Here is a 15,470-nt window from a genome sequence, read left to right on the forward strand (position 1 = left end):
GCGTCGCCATGAACGGGCCCACGCCATTGCACGGCGCCACGCCTCGCCCGATCCCGGCCCGGGCCGGCGTCGGGCTGCGCTTCCGTCACCATCAGGCGGTGCTGGACGAGCAGCCGGCCATCCCGTGGTTCGAGGTGCACACCGAGAATTACATGGGCGGCGGCGTGGCGTCGTCGTATCTGGACGCCATTCGTCAGGACTACCCGCTGTCGCTGCATGGGGTCGGCCTGTCGCTCGGCAGCGCGGACGGGCTGGACGGCGCGCATCTGGCGCGCGTGCGCGAAGCGGTGCGGCGTTTCGAGCCTGCCCTGGTTTCCGAGCACGTGTCGTGGAGCGCAGCCGGCGGCACCTATCTGGCCGACCTGCTGCCGTTGCCGATGACGGAAGAAGCGCTCGACGTCGTGTGCCGGCATGTCGATCAGGTCCAGGCGACGCTCGGACGGCCGATTCTGGTGGAGAACCCGTCCACCTGCCTGCGCTTCGTTCACTCGACCATGCCTGAATGGGAGTTCCTGTCCGAGATCGTGCGACGGACCGGATGCGGCCTGCTGTGCGACGTCAACAACATCTACGTCAGCGCATGCAATCACGGCTGGAATCCGCACGTCTATCTTGCCGCGCTGCCGCGTGCCGCGATCGGGGAGATTCATCTGGCCGGCCACAGTGTCCGGTACTTCGAAGGCGGCCGGACCCTGCGGATCGACGATCACGGATCGCGCGTCGCCCCCGAAGTATGGGCGCTGTACCGCGACGCGCTGCGCCACTTCGGCGCCGTGCCGACATTGATCGAATGGGACACCGGCGTCCCGCCGCTGGGTACGTTGATGGAGGAAGCGGCGATTGCCGAATCGGCACTGGAGGCGACACGCCATGAACACGCATGCGCCCACGCTGGCTGACTTGCAGCAAGCGGTCCGGGCCAATCTGCACGGCACGGCGAACGACGCGCCGACCTGGATCGTGTCCGACGGCTTCCCGCCCGACGCACGTCTTTCCATCTACCGCAACACGATGACCGCCGTACTGGTGAACGCGCTTCGCCTCGCGTTTCCGGCCGTGCAGTCTCTGCTCGGCGCGGCGTGCTTCGAGGGTGCGGCCCGTCGCTTCATTGACGCGGCACCGCCAAGCAGCGCGTGGCTGGACGAATACGGTGCCGCGCTGCCCGCGTTTCTCGCCGAGCTGCCCGAGACCCGGTCGATACCGTATCTTGCCGACGTCGCGCAGCTCGAATGGCACGTGAACAGCGTGCTGCATGCACCGGACGCCCCGACGCTGAATCTCGCGCAACTGGCGACGCTGGACGAGGCCGCGCTTGGCGGGATGCGCCTGCGCACGCATCCGGCGGTACGCATCGCAAGCCTCGCCTTTCCGGCCGATGCGATCTGGCGTGCGGTGCTCGACCGGGACGACGCGGCGATGCACGCGATCCGCCTCGACGATGGCCCGGTGCACCTGCTCGTGCAGCGCACAGCCGAAAGCGTCGAAACGGTTCGCCTGGATGCCGACGAATACCGCATCACGGCGGCGCTGTTCGCCGGCGCAACGGTTCGCGATGCGTTGTCGGTCGCGCCGAACCCGGATGCATTTGCCCACTTCGCAGCACTGCTGGCGCGAGCGTGCTTTTCCGACACGATGCCCGCAGCCGAGGCGGTCGCGCCTTCCGGAGGATTGCCACCATGCCGAACCTGATTCGAACGCCTTCCCCTGCGTCACCCGTCGCTTCGCGGCTGGCGGAAATCGTGCAGCGGCTCGAGCGCGTACCGTACTGGCTGCTCGCGATCCCGCTGCGTCTCGCGGTGGCGACGATCTTCTGGAATTCGGCAATGGCCAAGCTCGCCAACTGGGACGTTGCGCTCGACCTGTTTCGCGACGAATACAAGCTGCCGCTGCTGCCGCCGGAGCTGGCCGCATACATGGCCGTGTCGATCGAACTGAGCATGCCGGTCCTGCTCGTGCTCGGCCTCGCGACCCGGCCCGCGGCGCTCGTGCTGCTCGGCATGACGACCGTGATCGAGATCTTCGTCTATCCGCTCGCATGGCCGACCCACATACAGTGGGCGGCCATGCTGCTCGTGCTGCTGTGCCGAGGGGCCGGATGGCTGTCGCTGGACGCCGTGATCAGGCAGCGTTGGCTGCGCTCCTGACCTGACGGAGCATCGACGGTCGAGCGCCGCCCCTGCTGCGCCGGTGGGCCTGCGTCAGCGATAGACGATCATTCCGATGTTTCCCGCGTCAGCTTCGCGTGCCGCCGTGCGCGGTCGTTCACGATCTGGTGACGCCGGTGATCGGTCATCTTCTTCCAGCCGCGCGCTTCGTCGCGCGTGCGCAGGCATGCCACGCAGTAGCCGGTCCTGCCGTCGAACGAACACACGTCGACGCAAGGAGATTTGACCGCCATGCTTATTGCCCTCGCGTCGCGGACACGACTTCGACGGTGATGTGCGACAGGTTCCTGAACCGCTGGAGCACGCCGTGATAGAAGCGCGCATCCCGCTTCGGGTCGTCCGTCTCCACCGACACGACCGCGCTCATGTGCCCCGGCCCGAGCCGCCACACATGCAGGTCGCCGACCCGGTCGCCACTGCCTTCGATGGCACCACGTACGTTGTCCGTCAGACGACGATCCGCATTCATGTCGAGCAGGATGCCGCCTGTGTCGCGCATCAGGCCGTACGACCAGTTCGCGATCACCAGCGCGCCGATGATGCCGGCCAGCGGATCCATCCACAGCCAGCCGAACGCACGCGCGAGCAGCAGCCCGACGATCGTCAGCACGGAAACTGCGGCATCGGCGATCACGTGGATGTAGGCAGAGCGGATGTTGTGATCGCGCGCCGCCGCCGCGGACGCGCCATGGTCGTGTTCCTCGAACGCCAGTTCGTGCTCGCGGCCGTCCAACCGAACGATCGCCTTGAATTCATGCGGTTCGGGAATGGCTTCGGTCGACTCCAGATAGCCGCCGCGATTTTGCATCGCGAAGGCCTGCCGGGTCCCGTCCGGACGGATCGTCGTCACCGACACGGCGCTCGCATCGACGCGCTTCGTCTCGTGCGTCGCAGGCGCCACGCGGAAAACCGGCGGCACACCGTCCTCGAACACCGACACGAGGAATGCGCCCTGCCGATCGAAGATCCGGTGCGCTTCCGCTTCGTGGCCGTGATCATCGTGATCGTCGTGAGCATGCCCGTGATGATGGCCATGACCATGACCATGACCGTGGCTATGGCCATGGTGGTCGCCGCTCAGCAGCCAGACGCTCGCGATGTTGACGAGCAAGCCGGCCACCGCAATCGGGATTGCTTCACCGAAATGGATCGGCACCGGCGCAAGCAGGCGCGCGACCGCCTCGTACCCGATCAGCAGCGCGATCATCGCGAGCACGATCGCGCTCGTGAAGCCCGCCAGATCGCCGAGCTTGCCCGTGCCGAACACGAAGCGCGGATCGCTCGCGTGCTTGCGCGCATAGGTATAGGCGAGCGCGGCAATCAGCATCGCGCCCGCGTGCGTCGACATGTGCAGGCCGTCCGCGATCAGCGCCAGCGAGCCGAAAATCGACCCGCCGACGATCTCGGCCACCATCATTGCCGCGCACAGCGCGATGACCATCCAGGTCCTGCGTTCGTTCTGCTCGTGCGCGGCGCCGAGAAAGATGTGGTCGTGCCCTGCGCCAAAGGCGTCGTTCGTGAAGTCGTTCATTCCTGCCCTCGATTACTTGAAATAGCTGTGAACGACGTCGATCAGCTGCTCGGTCGCGCTGCCTTCGTCTTCGTGACCTTCGGCATCGACCAGATGGCTGCGGATGTGATCCTCGAGCACGACCGCGAGCAGGCCGTTCATCGCACCGCGGCCGCTCGTGATGAGCTGGAGGATCTCGTTGCAACCGCGCTCTTCTTCCAGCGCGCGTTCGATCGCTTCAACCTGTCCCTTGATTCGGCGGACACGGTTCAGCAGCTTCTGCTTTTCCTTGATGGTGTGGCTCATGGTGGTCCCGTCATATAGCGGGGGGGACTATATACCAAATCGCACTTCCATATAGGGAGGAGGGGTATATGTCGGGCTAATGCAAGGCCGGCGCCCGGGCAGCGACACCCCGTTGCGCGCACGGATGTGCGCCGTGCTCGACACGCTGCAGGCACGACGCCGTAAGCCCGACCCCGGGAATAAGTCGCCGGACGCGGACGTTTACAGAACGTATCGCGCCCAACGGATAACGTTCATGCCGCTGCATCGGCAGGGGCGCTCGTGTGCTCGACGAATCGCGCACGGCAATCGCTCGACTCTCGGCAGGCGCGATGCTTCGACGCAGATGGAGGCAGCCATGCGTGCTACTTGCAGAATCGTCGTCGTCGCCGGGGTGACCGCGCTTGGTGTGGCATCCCATGCGAGCTGGGCGCAGCAAACGGTCAATGCGACGTTGCTGTCGAACTCGATCCAGCTCAAGACGCACAACGTGAAGTCGGGCCGCGTCACACTGGATGTCAAGAATGCCGCGGACAACAACATGGAGCATGAGCTCGTCGTGCTCAAGACGGATCTCTCTGACGATGCGCTCCCTGTCAGCAAGGGACAGGTGCTGGAACACAAGCTGAGAAAAATCGGGGAAGTCGAAGATATCGCGCCGGGCCGGAGCAAACGCGCGTCATTCAAGCTCGCGCCCGGCCACTACGCGCTGATCTGCAACAAGCCGGGCCACTATGAAGCCGGCATGCACGCGGCGCTTGTCGTGACGCGGTAAATCGCCGGGCGGGAACGAGAAATGGCCCGCCAGACTCGAGCGTCATCTACCTCGTTCCGTTTTACAGGTCATCCGTCGCGGGACGGATGACCCTGTCTCCGTCCCGCCCGAGTCAGGCGCGGTGCGCTCATTGCCGATCTCGCCGGAGCGCCTACCCGCCGCCGCCCGCGCGCGAGTGCGACACAATCCGGCTATTGCACCAAGTAATTTTGTAGAAATGGTAACTATTGCGTAGAGTTTTCTACATGAATGCCATATCCACGTGGTCGCTCCTCGTTCTGACCCTTCCGACAGAAAACGCGACGGCCCGCATGCGGTTCTGGCGCGCCCTGAAGGCAAAGGGCTGTGCGGTGTTGCGTGACGGTATCTACCTGCTGCCCTACACCGACGAGCATGAAGCGACGCTGCGCGACCTCGCGGGGGCCATTGCCGACAGTGGCGGCACGGCTCACCTGTTGTGCGCGCCGAGCCTGGACACGTCGCAGGAACTGGAATTCCGCGCGCTGTTCGATCGCGGGGAGGATGACGCCGCCTTTATCCAGACCCTTGCGGACGCCCGCAAGACCCTCGCCGGACAGTCGGCCACGGAACTGACGCGCCTGCTGCGCCGCATGCGCAAGGATTTCGACGCCATTCGTGCGATCGACTATTTCCCGGGCGACTCGGCCACCCGCGCCGAAGTCGCGCTGCAGGATTTCGTCGCTTTGGTTGACACCGTGCTGTCCCCGGGCGAACCGCATGCCGCGGATCGCGCGATCCGTCCGCTGGCGATTGGCGAGTACCAAGGCCGCACCTGGGCGACGCGGCAGCGGATGTGGGTCGATCGCGTCGCAAGTGCGTGGCTGATCCGCCGCTTCATCGACGCACGCGCCCGCTTCATCTGGCTTGCGTCGCCGGCGGATTGTCCGGCTGACGCGCTGGGCTTCGATTTCGACGGCGCGACCTTCACGCATGTCGGCGAGCGCGTGACGTTCGAAGTGCTGCTGGCCAGTTTCGGGCTCGACGACGACCCGGCGCTCATGCGGCTCGGCGAGATCGTGCACGCGCTCGATGTGGGCGGCCCCGCGGCGCCCGAAGCGGTTGGCTTCGAGGCCGTGATGGCCGGCACGCGCCAGCGCGCGGAGCACGACGACCAGTTGCTCGAGCAGATGGGCGCCGTACTCGACTCCCTGTACGCGCACTTCACGTCGAACGGCAAAAACCAGACCGCGTCCAAATCATGACCACTGCCATCGCCTCAACCGAACCGACCTACTCGCTTGGCGAGCTGGTCGCCTACATGCTGCGCCTCGGCACGTTCGGTTTCGGCGGGCCGGTTGCGCTCGCCGGCTACATGCGTCGCGACCTGGTCGAGCGACGCGGCTGGATCACGGAAGCCGACTACAAGGAAGGACTCACGCTGGCCCAGCTCGCACCGGGGCCGATGGCGGCCCAGCTCGCGATCTATCTCGGCTTCGTCCACTACCGCGTTCTCGGTGCGACGCTCGTCGGCGTCGCCTTCGTGCTGCCGTCGTTCCTGATGGTGCTCTCGCTCGGGTTTGCGTACGCGCACTTCGGTGGGCTGTCCTGGATGCAGGCCGTCTTCTACGGCGTCGGCGCCGCGGTGGTCGGCATCATCGCGATGAGCGCCTACAAGCTCACGACCAAAACCGTTGGCCATGACAAGCTGCTCTGGGCGATCTTCCTGACGCTGGCCGCCGTGACCTTCATCACGGAATCGGAGATCGCGTGGCTGTTCGTTGCCGCAGGCCTGATCGGCTGGCTGTGGCGCGCCCCGCCCAAGTGGCTGCACCGCGGCGGGCTCAATGCGGTTGCCGCCGCGAACCTGCCGGCAGCCAGCGGAATACTGAGCGGTATCGATCTGCCGCAGCTCGTTCAGATCGGCGCGTTCTTCATGAAGGCAGGCGCGTTCGTGTTCGGCTCCGGGCTCGCGATCGTGCCGTTCCTCTATGGCGGCGTCGTCACCGAACATCACTGGCTCAACGACAAGCAGTTCGTCGATGCCGTCGCGGTCGCGATGATCACGCCCGGCCCGGTCGTGATCACCGTCGGCTTCATCGGGTATCTCGTGGCGGGCTTACCCGGCGCGTGCGTCGCGGCGCTCGGCACGTTCCTGCCTTGCTATCTGTTCACCGTCATTCCCGCGCCGTACGTGAAGAAGTACGGGCACCGTCCGGGCGTCAAGGCGTTCGTCGACGGAATCACCGCGGCAGCCGTTGGTGCGATCACGGGCTCCGTCCTCGTCATCGCGAAACGCTCGATCGTCGACATACCGACCGCACTGCTCGCCGTCGCAACCGTGCTGCTGCTGTGGCGTTTCAAGAAGTTGCAGGAGCCGGTCATCGTCACGGCTGCCGCGCTCGTCGGGCTGGTGGCCTACCCGTTGCTCCATCATTGAGCCGCACGGCAGGGAGGCACGGCATGGTGATGTACGACGCACGCTACGCGTGGTGCCGGCGTGATGCCCATACCTAGCAGCCGGTGCGCGTCGTGGCTCGCCCGCCGGATGCTGCCGGCGGGCACCGACCAGTCCGCATGGCTCATCCTCGCCAGCCGCGGCATGCGCGGCTTCTGCGATGGATTCATTGCCGTGCTGCTGCCCGCGTATCTGCTGTCGCTCGGGCTTTCGCAACTGGATGTCGGTCTGATCGGCACCACGACACTGACGGGTTCCGCCATCGCGACGATCGCGGTCGGCATGCTCGCGAGCCGCTTCACGCAGCGCCGCATGCTGACGCTCGCGGCGGCGCTGATGGCCGCGACGGGAATCGGTTTCGCGAGCGTCTCCACGTTGTGGCCGCTGTTCGTGATCGCGTTTGCCGGCACGCTCAATCCGAGCTCCGGCGATGTCAGCCTGTTTTTGCCGCTCGAACAGTCGCGTCTGGCGCACGCAGCCGACGGCGCCGCGCGCACGGCGCTGTTTGCACGATACAGCCTCGTCGGGGCCGTATCGGCGGCGGTCGGATCCCTCGCGGCAGGGCTGCCGATATGGCTTGCATCACATATCGGAATCACAGCACTCGGCGCGATGCGCGGCATGTTTCTTGTCTACGCCGTGACGGGCGTCGCCGTCTGCATCCTGTACCGGCGACTGCCACGCCGGGATGCCCACTCGCCGCAGGCAGCGCCCCCGCTCGGTCCGTCACGCCCGATCGTCATGCGGCTTGCGATGCTGTTCAGCGTCGACGCGTTCGCAGGCGGTCTCGTCGTCAACTCGCTGTTGTCGCTGTGGTTGATGCAGCGCTTCGAACTCTCGATCGCCGCTGCCGGCCAGTTCTTCTTCTGGGCGGGCCTGCTGTCGGCCGGCTCGCAGCTCGCGGCCGCGCCGCTGTCGCGCAAGATCGGCTTGCTGAACACGATGGTGTTCACGCATATCCCGTCGAGCGTCTGCCTGATCGGCGCCGCGCTCGCGCCTTCGTTGCCGCTGACGTTGACGCTGCTGTTGATGCGTAGCGCGCTTTCCCAAATGGATGTGCCGACACGAACCGCCTACGTGATGGCGGTCGTCACGCCGGCGGAGCGACCGGCAGCGGCCAGTTTTACATCGGTCCCGCGCAGCCTCGCGGCCGCTGTCGCGCCGACGCTGGCCGGCGGCCTGTTCAGTCTCGGCTGGCTCGGTGCGCCGCTGGCCGCATGCGGCGTGCTGAAGATCGCGTATGACCTTGCGCTGCTGGCGGCCTTTCGGCACGTCAAACCAGACGACGACCGGGCCCGGTAATTGCGGGTAATCGCGGCGACGGTCGAACGACGAATACGCGGGGAGCCATGCAAAGCGATGCCGCCGCCCCCGCGTCAATGCGGCGGCAACCGTCGCGGGAGGAAATCATGAAGAAGCTCGGACGCTGGCGCTACAACCTGCTCCTGCTCATCGCGCTAGGTGGCGGACTCGGCACATCGGGCCTGTTGATTCAGCGGATTTTCGCCTCGGGCGAAGACACCTCGATCGGCACCCTGCCGCTGACGCACGTCGCGGACATCGCGTTGCCGGGCCACCCGACACGACTCGACTATGCAAGTCTGGATCCGAGCCGCAACCAGCTCTTTATCGCGCACCTCGGCGACGGGGAAGTGATTGCCTTCGATACGCGTGCATCACGCGTGACTGCACGGATCGCGGACGTATCGTCGGTGCATGGTGTGTTGGCCGTTCCTGAGCTGTCGCGCGTCTACGCGTCCGCAACCGGGACCGACGAGATCGTCGCGATCGACGCCGCGACGCTGAAAGTCGTCGCGCGCATACCGGGCGGGCATTACCCCGACGGAATGGCCTATGCGGCCGAGGTACGCAAGCTGTACGTATCCGACGAATACGGGAAAACGGAAACGATCATCGATGTCCGTAGCAACCAGCGCGTCGCGACGATCCCGCTCGACGGCGAGGCCGGCAACACGCAGTACGATCCGGTCTCCCGGCACATCTTCGTGAATGTTCAGACGCGTCGCCAGCTCGCCGAAATCGATCCGGCAACGGACCGTGTCGTCGCGCGTGTCGACTTGCCGGGCGCGAAAGGCAATCACGGCTTGCTGATCGAGCCGCACAGCCGCCTCGCCTTCATCGCGTGCGAGGACAACGACAAGCTCCTCGTCTTCGATATGCGCGCACGGCATGTCGTTCAATCGTTCGATATCGGCGGCGAGCCGGATGTACTTGCGTTCGATTCCGCGTCGGACGTGCTCTATGTTGCGGGTGAAGCCGGCATCGTTTCGATGTTCAGCGTCAGCGGCCGGCATGTTGCCAGGATCGGCGAAGGCCGGCTCGGGCCGAATGCGCACGTCGTCGCGGTCGACCCGGCCACGCATCGCTCGTACTTTCCGCTGAAGAATGTCGGCGGCCGGCCCGTGCTGCGCGTGATGGCGGCCTTTACCGACATCTCGTTGCGTTCAAAGCGCGCGCAGGCTGCCTTCGAGCCGATAGAAGTCGAGCGATGATGCAGTGAAGAACGAACGCGACGTGCCGGCGGCAAAATCGTCGATGTGCACCACGGTCGAGCGGTCGGCTTCCTGCCACGAAATTGCGTAGGTCTCGCCTGCAACGTGCTGCCACGTATAGGCGACTTCGCCCTTCGCGCCCGCGTAAGCCCCTTCCGTGATCTCGTAGCGCATATGGATCCCGTCATCGGCATACGCGTTGATGGCGGTGAGTCCGTCGTAGCGGACTTCGAACGTCTTGCCGGCAAACGACGGCAGTTGGGTCGGTGCGTTCATGGTGTGATCTCCTGATGAAAAATGGACGACGCTCGGTGGGCGAGTTCGACAGGTGTGCCGACGCGTTCACGCAGGCCCGCACGGGTCAAACGCACCGCTCAGCGCGGTCAGCGCGAGCGGCATGGCGATGAGGGGTAGTGTGCCCGCTTTACTTTGGTGTAAAAACCCGCCTGAAAACCAATCAATTTTGATTTCGCTTCAACAATGAATGTCTCGCTCGGCGAATCCCGTGCCTCCCGAGGTACGCACCCATCGCCGATGAATGCGCCGACGCGCGCGCCGGCTGCGCCGCGCCATTCAATTGATTCACGGTGAAAAGCGCGATTCCCGAACCGCAGCAACGCCGCCCGCCTGCTCACCGAAGCGTCCGCGCGGCCGGCACAAGCGGATGGCGTAGACGAAGTCCGGGTCCACCATCCGCGTCGGTGGTGAGATTCGAACCCCGCCGCAGGCGCTTCCTCATTGATCGACGACGATCTGGCCATTCATGCCGGGCCAGTCGGAATAGCCGCTCACGCCACCGCCGTACCAGTATTGTTTCGGGGCCTCGGCTAGCGGCGCCCCGCTGCGAAGCCGGTCGACCAGGTCCGGATTCGCGATGAACGGCCGCCCGATGCTGAACAGGTCGGCATCACCGGTAGCCAGCGTCTGCTCGGCCAGGCCAAGCGTGTACTGATTGTTGGCGATGTACGCACCCTTGAAGCGCTTGCGGAGCGCCGCGAAGCTTACGCCGCCGTGTGCGTCGCGGCTCAACTGGGTCACGCCCTCGATGTCATGGATGTAGAGCAGCCCGAGGCTGGACAGCGCATCGACATAGGCGCCGAACGTCTCCACTGTCTTGCTGTCGAGCGGCGTGTTGCCCGGTGCCGTGGTCACGGGCGAGATGCGAATGCCAACCCGGTCGGCACCCCACACGTCGATGACCGCCCGGACGACTGCAAGGGGAAAACGCAGACGGTTTTCGACCGAGCCGCCATATTGGTCGGTGCGGTGGTTGGTACTGTCCCGGACGAACTGCTCCAGCAGATAGTTGTTCGCCGAATGCACCTCCACGCCGTCGAAGCCAGCGAGCTTCGCGTTCTCGGCAGCACGGCGATAGTCCTCGATGATCAGCGGGATCTCTTCCGCATCGAGCTCACGCGGCGTGACGAAATCCTTCATGCCGTCATGCACCCGTATCTGGCCTTCCGGCTTGATGGCGGATGGCGCAACCGGAAGTGCTCCGCCATGCATGTCGGGGTGGGACATCCTTCCGGTATGCCAGAGCTGCAGGAAGATCTTTCCGTCGCGTCGATGTACGGCATCGGTCACGCGCTTCCACGCCGTGATTTGCGCGTCTGTCCAGATCCCCGGGGTACGCGGATAGCCCCGAGCCTGGGACGAAATGTTGGTCGCCTCCGTGATGATCAAGCCAGCGCCGGCACGCTGCGCATAGTAGTCGGCAGCATAGTCAGGTGGAACACCGGCGTCGTCGGCACGGCTGCGGGTCATCGGCGCCATGACGATGCGGTTCTTCAGATGCAGCCCGCCGATCGTGACGGGTTGCAGGATGGGGCTTGAGACAGGGTCAAACATGATTAGTATTCCTTTTAGAATCTGGCAATCAGATTCCTTTTTGAGTCCGAATGAAGCAATGATTAGTCGACAGCCTTTGCCCAGACCGCCTGAGCGTTGGTGAACGCCCGCAAGCCGACATGCGACAGTTCGCGTTCGTAACCGCTCTTCTTCACCCCACCGACCGGAATGCGGGCGTTCGAGGCGGAAAAGCCGTTGATGAATACCCCGCCCGTTTCCAGGCGACGGGCGATGCGCCGGGCACGGGCGATATCACGTGTCCACCGATTGCCACCCAGGCCGTAATCGCTGGTATTGGCAAGCTCGATCGCATGTTCTGCATTGTCGGCCACCGTGATCGCAGCCAAGGCCTCTGACCTTTCGCGCAACGTCGCGGACAAGCGACGATAGGTCGCAACGCGTTCCGCCATCGGGGTCGTGCGCCACAACCGGCTGGCGGCGGCGTTGCCGTCCAGCATGTGCTCGACCTCGTCCGGGGTCCGGAATGCATGGGTTGCGATCAGCTCGCCGGTCGCAGGGTTGCGCGAAATCGCGCCGGTGGCGGGGTTGGTGCTGGGGGTGGGCATCATTGCCTCCGTGACGGTTGAGAGCGGTGTCGGTTGCTCTGGGCGTCACTGTAGGCAATTCGGGCAGCCTGAATAAGGCGTCTTGTGATCCTATGAGTCCGACTCACTGGCAGCGGGTCGCGGGATATACGTCACCAGCGACAGATCCGGCCGCCCTGCGGGTGTCAACGCGACATAGGTGAAGTCGATGTCGCCAAACGTCGGATGTCGAAGGCGCTTGCCGCCTTCGTCGAACCCTTTCACGTCCGTATCCGGCCACCAGTCACGGAACTCGGGACTCAGTCCGGAGAGTTCGTCGACCAGACTGTCGAATGGCACCTTGTCCTGCGCCTGGGCGCGGGCGGCACGAAACGTGGAAATCATGCCGCGCGCCATCTGCTCCCAGTCGAGAATCAGGGTGCGATAAGGTTGGTAGAGGAATAGCAGGCGCAACGTATTGCGCTCGTGCGGTTGCAGCGATCCGTAATCGACGAACAAGTCGGCGATCGCGTCATTCCAGGCGAGAATGTCGAGCCGCGTGTTGCGGACATAAGCCGGCACGTCGATGGCCCGCACCAGCATTTCAAGGCCATCGCTGACCCCGCCGCCGGTTGCTACCGGCGGCAGTTCGCGAGAAGACAGGGCAAAGAGATGGGCCGATTCGACACGATCGAGTTTGAGGACCTTCGAGATTCGCCTGAGCGCGTCGGCGGAGGGCTGGATGTCCCGGCCCTGCTCGAGCCAGGTGTACCAGCTGACGCTGACGCCCGCGAGCATCGCGACTTCCTCACGTCGCAAGCCTGGCGTACGGCGCGGCCCCTCGGGCAGGCCGAATTCGGTTGGCTGGAGGCGCGCGCGTCGGCTGGAAAGGAACGCGCCCAACTCACGCCGTTGTTCAGGAGATGGTCTGCGTGCCATATGACGCTTGAGCAATGACTTCGATGGCAAGAATCTAACGCAGATTGGCGTGGCGTGGCGTGGTCAACTCATCCCGGACACTGCTCCAAGTACTTCTTCTGCAACAGCTGGCGCCAGTCTGTCATTGAATTGAACTGATCTGGCCGTAACCGGTTGTACCAGCGCATCGGCATGGTCAACTTGGCGGTGGAGCGCCAGCCAAGGACTATCCTTCAATCGTCAAGGAGACGCGCAGCGTCGTCGACCCGGTCCCGTTGAAATCATGCCAAACGAACTCGTCTTCGAATCCGTGCTGACTTGCCCGTACTGCGGGTCTGCCCGTTGCGAGACCATGCCCGACAACACCTGCCTGTATTGTTACGAATGCCCCAGTTGCCGCAAGTTGCTGCGCCCGCGCCCCGGCGACTGTTGCGTGTTCTGCTCGTTCGGTTCGATTCCGTGCCCGCCTCGGCAAAAGCAGAGTAACCAGGATCCCTGCGGAGACTGCGGGACGGGCGTGTCGTAGTCCGCCGCCACACCAGCCGGCCGGGTCATTGCGCGCGCAGTACCGCTTTCCCTCGCGTCGCGAGCCCGACTTCGATAGCACCGCGCACGTTGTCCATCAGACGACGATCCGAATTCATGTCGGGCAGGATGCCGCCGGCGTCGCGCATCAGCACCGTACGACCCGTTCGCGATCACCAGCGCGCCGATGATGCCGGCCAGCGGATCCATCCAGAGCCAGCCGAACGCACGCGCGCGCGGCAGCCCGACGATCGTCAGGACGGAGACGGCCGCATCGGCGATCACGTGGATGGTCGCGGAGCGGAACCGGCGTCGACGCGCCGTGCCGAACGCGGCGCGGCCGCGAGCCGCCGCCGGTTCAACGCGGTTCCAATCTGGCCAGCACCCCGCTCACGATCCGGTCGCAGCGTTCCCCGTCGAACGAAAACACGTCGCGCTCGGCCAGGTCGATTTCCTGAGCGAGCGATTCGCGCAGCAGGCTCCTTGCGCGGAAATGCCGCGAGCGCACGGTCGCCTCCGGTATCCCGAGGCACGCGGCGGTTTCCTCGACGCTGAATTCCTCGACGCAGCGCATCACGAACACGATGCGAAACGCTTCGGGCAACGCATCGAGGTTGCGCTCCAGCAATGCACGCCATTCGGACCGCATCAGCGCCCGGTCCGGCGAACCGTTCTGGTCTGTATCCATGATGTCCCGCTCGAAGTCGGCGATCGCAGACAAGCCGACCATCGGCGCGATCGTGTCGCGCCGCGCGCCGCGGCGCTGACGCGTATGGCACTCATTGAGCACGAGCCGCGACAGCCAGGTCGACAGCGACGCGTCGCCGCGAAAACGCGCGATCGCACGAAACGCCGCCAGATAGGCGTCCTGCAGGGCGTCCTCGGCTTCCGCGTCGTCGCGCAACGTCGCCCGCGCGAGCCGGTAGAGCCGCCGATTGTAGCGACGCATCAACTGTTCGAACGCCGTGCAGTCGCCGCTCGCGACGCGCGCGGCGAGCGTGCGGTCGTCTTCTTCCGAAACAGGCAACGGGCTCGGCTCGGGAACGTCCGCATGGCGCATCATGGCTTGCCCTTTACGATCAGTGTCGCTTTCATCGTAGGATGAAACGTGCAGAGATACGCATGGCGGCCCGGTGTATTCGCGACATATGTCCACGACGCATCGGGTGCGATTTCATGCGAGTCGAACACGCCCGCGGCCGTCGCCGTGTGCGCGACGAGATCCTTGTTGACCCAGACGATCGTGTCGCCGCGCGCGACCGTCAGGCTGGCCGGGTTGAAGCGCATGCCTTCGATGGTGATCCGGTGCGTCGTGCCGGCGGTGACGTCCGCAGCCGCGATCGCCAGCGCCGCCAGCACGACGATCCGGCACACGGCACGGCGCCGCGCCGCCGGGTTGCCCGGCTCAGTAGGCCTTCTTCTCATTGCCGTCGCCGAGCGTCGATTGCAACGCGCGAGCGTGCTCGAGGTGGGCGACGAACGCCGGCCGCACCTTCACCAGCAGCGCCTTCAATTCGTCGTTCTTCGCCGACGGAATCAGCTGCTTGTCCATCGCATCGATCACCTGTTGATGATAGGTAACCTCGTGATCGACATAGGCCTTGTCGAATGCGTGCCCCTTGAGCGCCTTGAGCGCGGCGACGTTGTCGTCGCCCTCTTTCTTCAGCGCGTCGCTCGTCGCGTTGGTTTCGGGTTTCAGGTTCAGCCTGGTCGCCAGCGCAACCGCCGATTTGTTCACATTGGTGTGATCGGTGACCATCAACTCGGCAAAGCTTTTGACGGGTTTCGTATGCGTCGTGTTTTCCGCGAGGGTCCCGGCATCGATGTCGACCTGGTTGGCCGTCACGACGATCGCGGCGATCTGCGGGTCTGTCAGTTGCGTCCCTTGCGCAGGGGCGGCGAGCGGCAGTGTGGAAAGCAGTGCCGCAAGGCCCAGCTTGGGCATGAGTGTCATGTGATTTCTCCGGAGCAATGAAAGCGGAGCGATC

The 15,470-nt window shown here is 64.9% G+C and carries 19 protein-coding genes and 1 pseudogene; 9 read left to right on the forward strand and 11 right to left on the reverse strand.

What is annotated here, in order from left to right; translation table 11 throughout:
- Positions 1-8: 8 nt before the first annotated feature.
- The 3 genes from GEM_RS27150 to GEM_RS27160 are packed head-to-tail and all read left to right on the forward strand — an operon-like array spanning position 9 to position 2,144.
- Positions 9-899, forward strand: coding sequence for a DUF692 domain-containing protein (locus GEM_RS27150; RefSeq protein ID WP_014900633.1), 891 nt, complete (start codon positions 9-11; stop codon positions 897-899).
- Positions 871-1,689: a putative DNA-binding domain-containing protein gene (locus GEM_RS27155; protein ID WP_014900634.1), complete on the forward strand. Its 819-nt coding sequence runs from the start codon at positions 871-873 to the stop codon at positions 1,687-1,689. The genes GEM_RS27150 and GEM_RS27155 overlap by 29 nt, the downstream gene beginning before the upstream one ends.
- Positions 1,677-2,144, forward strand: a complete 468-nt coding sequence (locus GEM_RS27160) for a DoxX family protein (RefSeq protein ID WP_014900635.1) — start codon at positions 1,677-1,679, stop codon at positions 2,142-2,144. Before GEM_RS27155 ends, GEM_RS27160 begins: the two co-directional genes overlap by 13 nt.
- A gap of 68 nt (positions 2,145-2,212) precedes the next feature.
- Here GEM_RS27160 and GEM_RS27165 read toward each other — a convergent pair whose 3' ends face one another.
- The 3 genes from GEM_RS27165 to GEM_RS27175 are packed head-to-tail and all read right to left on the reverse strand — an operon-like array spanning position 2,213 to position 3,981.
- Positions 2,213-2,398, reverse strand: coding sequence for a DUF1289 domain-containing protein (locus GEM_RS27165; protein WP_014900636.1), 186 nt, complete (start codon positions 2,396-2,398; stop codon positions 2,213-2,215).
- A 2-nt stretch (positions 2,399-2,400) separates the two neighbouring features.
- Positions 2,401-3,696 (reverse strand): CDF family Co(II)/Ni(II) efflux transporter DmeF, encoded by a 1,296-nt coding sequence (dmeF, locus tag GEM_RS27170; RefSeq protein WP_014900637.1) that lies wholly within the window; start codon positions 3,694-3,696, stop codon positions 2,401-2,403.
- Between the two features lie 12 nt (positions 3,697-3,708).
- The gene (locus GEM_RS27175; RefSeq protein ID WP_014900638.1) at positions 3,709-3,981 is read right to left on the reverse strand and encodes a metal/formaldehyde-sensitive transcriptional repressor; all 273 of its coding nucleotides are present in this window, start codon (positions 3,979-3,981) and stop codon (positions 3,709-3,711) included.
- 337 nt (positions 3,982-4,318) lie between these two features.
- On the opposite strand from GEM_RS27175, the gene GEM_RS27180 reads away from it, so the two are divergent.
- The 5 genes from GEM_RS27180 (at position 4,319) to GEM_RS27200 (ending at position 9,664) form a co-directional block, all read left to right on the forward strand.
- The gene (locus GEM_RS27180; RefSeq protein ID WP_014900639.1) at positions 4,319-4,735 is read left to right on the forward strand and encodes a plastocyanin/azurin family copper-binding protein; all 417 of its coding nucleotides are present in this window, start codon (positions 4,319-4,321) and stop codon (positions 4,733-4,735) included.
- Positions 4,736-4,980: 245 nt separating this feature from the next.
- The gene (locus tag GEM_RS27185) at positions 4,981-5,958 is read left to right on the forward strand and encodes a chromate resistance protein ChrB domain-containing protein (protein WP_014900640.1); all 978 of its coding nucleotides are present in this window, start codon (positions 4,981-4,983) and stop codon (positions 5,956-5,958) included.
- The gene (locus GEM_RS27190) at positions 5,955-7,133 is read left to right on the forward strand and encodes a chromate transporter (protein WP_014900641.1); all 1,179 of its coding nucleotides are present in this window, start codon (positions 5,955-5,957) and stop codon (positions 7,131-7,133) included. The genes GEM_RS27185 and GEM_RS27190 overlap by 4 nt, the downstream gene beginning before the upstream one ends.
- A gap of 162 nt (positions 7,134-7,295) precedes the next feature.
- Positions 7,296-8,453: an MFS transporter gene (locus tag GEM_RS27195; RefSeq protein WP_420358936.1), complete on the forward strand. Its 1,158-nt coding sequence runs from the start codon at positions 7,296-7,298 to the stop codon at positions 8,451-8,453.
- A gap of 107 nt (positions 8,454-8,560) precedes the next feature.
- Positions 8,561-9,664: a YncE family protein gene (locus tag GEM_RS27200; protein ID WP_014900643.1), complete on the forward strand. Its 1,104-nt coding sequence runs from the start codon at positions 8,561-8,563 to the stop codon at positions 9,662-9,664.
- On the opposite strand, the gene GEM_RS27205 is transcribed toward GEM_RS27200, so the two are convergent.
- The 4 genes from GEM_RS27205 to GEM_RS27220 form a co-directional block, all read right to left on the reverse strand.
- Positions 9,617-9,940 carry a MoaF-related domain-containing protein gene (locus GEM_RS27205; protein WP_014900644.1) on the reverse strand — a complete coding sequence of 108 codons (324 nt, stop codon included), beginning with the start codon at positions 9,938-9,940 and terminating at the stop codon, positions 9,617-9,619. The genes GEM_RS27200 and GEM_RS27205 overlap by 48 nt on opposite strands.
- Before the next feature lie 459 nt (positions 9,941-10,399).
- Entirely contained in the window at positions 10,400-11,515 is a 1,116-nt protein-coding gene (locus tag GEM_RS27210) for an alkene reductase (protein WP_014900645.1), read from the reverse strand.
- Positions 11,516-11,577: 62 nt separating this feature from the next.
- On the reverse strand, positions 11,578-12,081 hold the full coding sequence (locus GEM_RS27215) for an aldehyde dehydrogenase family protein (RefSeq protein WP_014900646.1): 504 nt from the start codon (positions 12,079-12,081) through the stop codon (positions 11,578-11,580).
- Between the two features lie 90 nt (positions 12,082-12,171).
- Positions 12,172-12,978, reverse strand: coding sequence for a helix-turn-helix transcriptional regulator (locus GEM_RS27220; RefSeq protein WP_041490855.1), 807 nt, complete (start codon positions 12,976-12,978; stop codon positions 12,172-12,174).
- A 262-nt stretch (positions 12,979-13,240) separates the two neighbouring features.
- Between GEM_RS27220 and GEM_RS32400 the strand changes: the two genes are divergently transcribed.
- The gene (locus tag GEM_RS32400; RefSeq protein WP_080599481.1) at positions 13,241-13,483 is read left to right on the forward strand and encodes a GDCCVxC domain-containing (seleno)protein; all 243 of its coding nucleotides are present in this window, start codon (positions 13,241-13,243) and stop codon (positions 13,481-13,483) included.
- 64 nt (positions 13,484-13,547) lie between these two features.
- On the opposite strand, the pseudogene GEM_RS30650 reads toward GEM_RS32400, so the two are convergent.
- The 4 genes and pseudogenes from GEM_RS30650 to GEM_RS27235 form a co-directional block, all read right to left on the reverse strand.
- Positions 13,548-13,806, reverse strand: a pseudogene (locus GEM_RS30650) (cation transporter); the annotation flags it as partial.
- A 34-nt stretch (positions 13,807-13,840) separates the two neighbouring features.
- Positions 13,841-14,545, reverse strand: a complete 705-nt coding sequence (locus GEM_RS27225; RefSeq protein ID WP_014900648.1) for an RNA polymerase sigma factor — start codon at positions 14,543-14,545, stop codon at positions 13,841-13,843.
- Complete coding sequence (locus GEM_RS27230) at positions 14,542-14,907, reverse strand: cupredoxin domain-containing protein (RefSeq protein WP_014900649.1); 366 nt, start codon at positions 14,905-14,907, stop codon at positions 14,542-14,544. The genes GEM_RS27225 and GEM_RS27230 overlap by 4 nt, the downstream gene beginning before the upstream one ends.
- Positions 14,888-15,436, reverse strand: coding sequence for a DUF4142 domain-containing protein (locus tag GEM_RS27235; protein ID WP_014900650.1), 549 nt, complete (start codon positions 15,434-15,436; stop codon positions 14,888-14,890). The genes GEM_RS27230 and GEM_RS27235 overlap by 20 nt, the downstream gene beginning before the upstream one ends.
- Positions 15,437-15,470: the final 34 nt, after the last annotated feature.

The sequence above is a fragment of the Burkholderia cepacia GG4 genome (assembly GCF_000292915.1).
GTDB classification, from domain to species: Bacteria; Pseudomonadota; Gammaproteobacteria; order Burkholderiales; family Burkholderiaceae; genus Burkholderia; species Burkholderia cepacia_D.

Coding starts and splice junctions, on each gene's coding strand:
- GEM_RS27200 (WP_014900643.1), top strand. CDS start 8,561: ATGAAGAAGCTCGGACGCTGGCGCTACAACCTGCTCCTGCTCATCGCG.
- GEM_RS27160 (WP_014900635.1), top strand. CDS start 1,677: ATGCCGAACCTGATTCGAACGCCTTCCCCTGCGTCACCCGTCGCTTCG.
- GEM_RS27210 (WP_014900645.1), bottom strand. CDS start 11,515: ATGTTTGACCCTGTCTCAAGCCCCATCCTGCAACCCGTCACGATCGGC.
- GEM_RS27190 (WP_014900641.1), top strand. CDS start 5,955: ATGACCACTGCCATCGCCTCAACCGAACCGACCTACTCGCTTGGCGAG.
- GEM_RS27155 (WP_014900634.1), top strand. CDS start 871: ATGAACACGCATGCGCCCACGCTGGCTGACTTGCAGCAAGCGGTCCGG.
- GEM_RS27225 (WP_014900648.1), bottom strand. CDS start 14,545: ATGATGCGCCATGCGGACGTTCCCGAGCCGAGCCCGTTGCCTGTTTCG.
- GEM_RS27150 (WP_014900633.1), top strand. CDS start 9: ATGAACGGGCCCACGCCATTGCACGGCGCCACGCCTCGCCCGATCCCG.
- GEM_RS32400 (WP_080599481.1), top strand. CDS start 13,241: ATGCCAAACGAACTCGTCTTCGAATCCGTGCTGACTTGCCCGTACTGC.
- GEM_RS27235 (WP_014900650.1), bottom strand. CDS start 15,436: ATGACACTCATGCCCAAGCTGGGCCTTGCGGCACTGCTTTCCACACTG.
- GEM_RS27220 (WP_041490855.1), bottom strand. CDS start 12,978: ATGGCACGCAGACCATCTCCTGAACAACGGCGTGAGTTGGGCGCGTTC.
- dmeF (WP_014900637.1), bottom strand. CDS start 3,696: ATGAACGACTTCACGAACGACGCCTTTGGCGCAGGGCACGACCACATC.
- GEM_RS27205 (WP_014900644.1), bottom strand. CDS start 9,940: ATGAACGCACCGACCCAACTGCCGTCGTTTGCCGGCAAGACGTTCGAA.
- GEM_RS27195 (WP_420358936.1), top strand. CDS start 7,296: ATGCGCGGCTTCTGCGATGGATTCATTGCCGTGCTGCTGCCCGCGTAT.
- GEM_RS27215 (WP_014900646.1), bottom strand. CDS start 12,081: ATGCCCACCCCCAGCACCAACCCCGCCACCGGCGCGATTTCGCGCAAC.
- GEM_RS27175 (WP_014900638.1), bottom strand. CDS start 3,981: ATGAGCCACACCATCAAGGAAAAGCAGAAGCTGCTGAACCGTGTCCGC.
- GEM_RS27165 (WP_014900636.1), bottom strand. CDS start 2,398: ATGGCGGTCAAATCTCCTTGCGTCGACGTGTGTTCGTTCGACGGCAGG.
- GEM_RS27180 (WP_014900639.1), top strand. CDS start 4,319: ATGCGTGCTACTTGCAGAATCGTCGTCGTCGCCGGGGTGACCGCGCTT.
- GEM_RS27185 (WP_014900640.1), top strand. CDS start 4,981: ATGAATGCCATATCCACGTGGTCGCTCCTCGTTCTGACCCTTCCGACA.
- GEM_RS27230 (WP_014900649.1), bottom strand. CDS start 14,907: ATGAGAAGAAGGCCTACTGAGCCGGGCAACCCGGCGGCGCGGCGCCGT.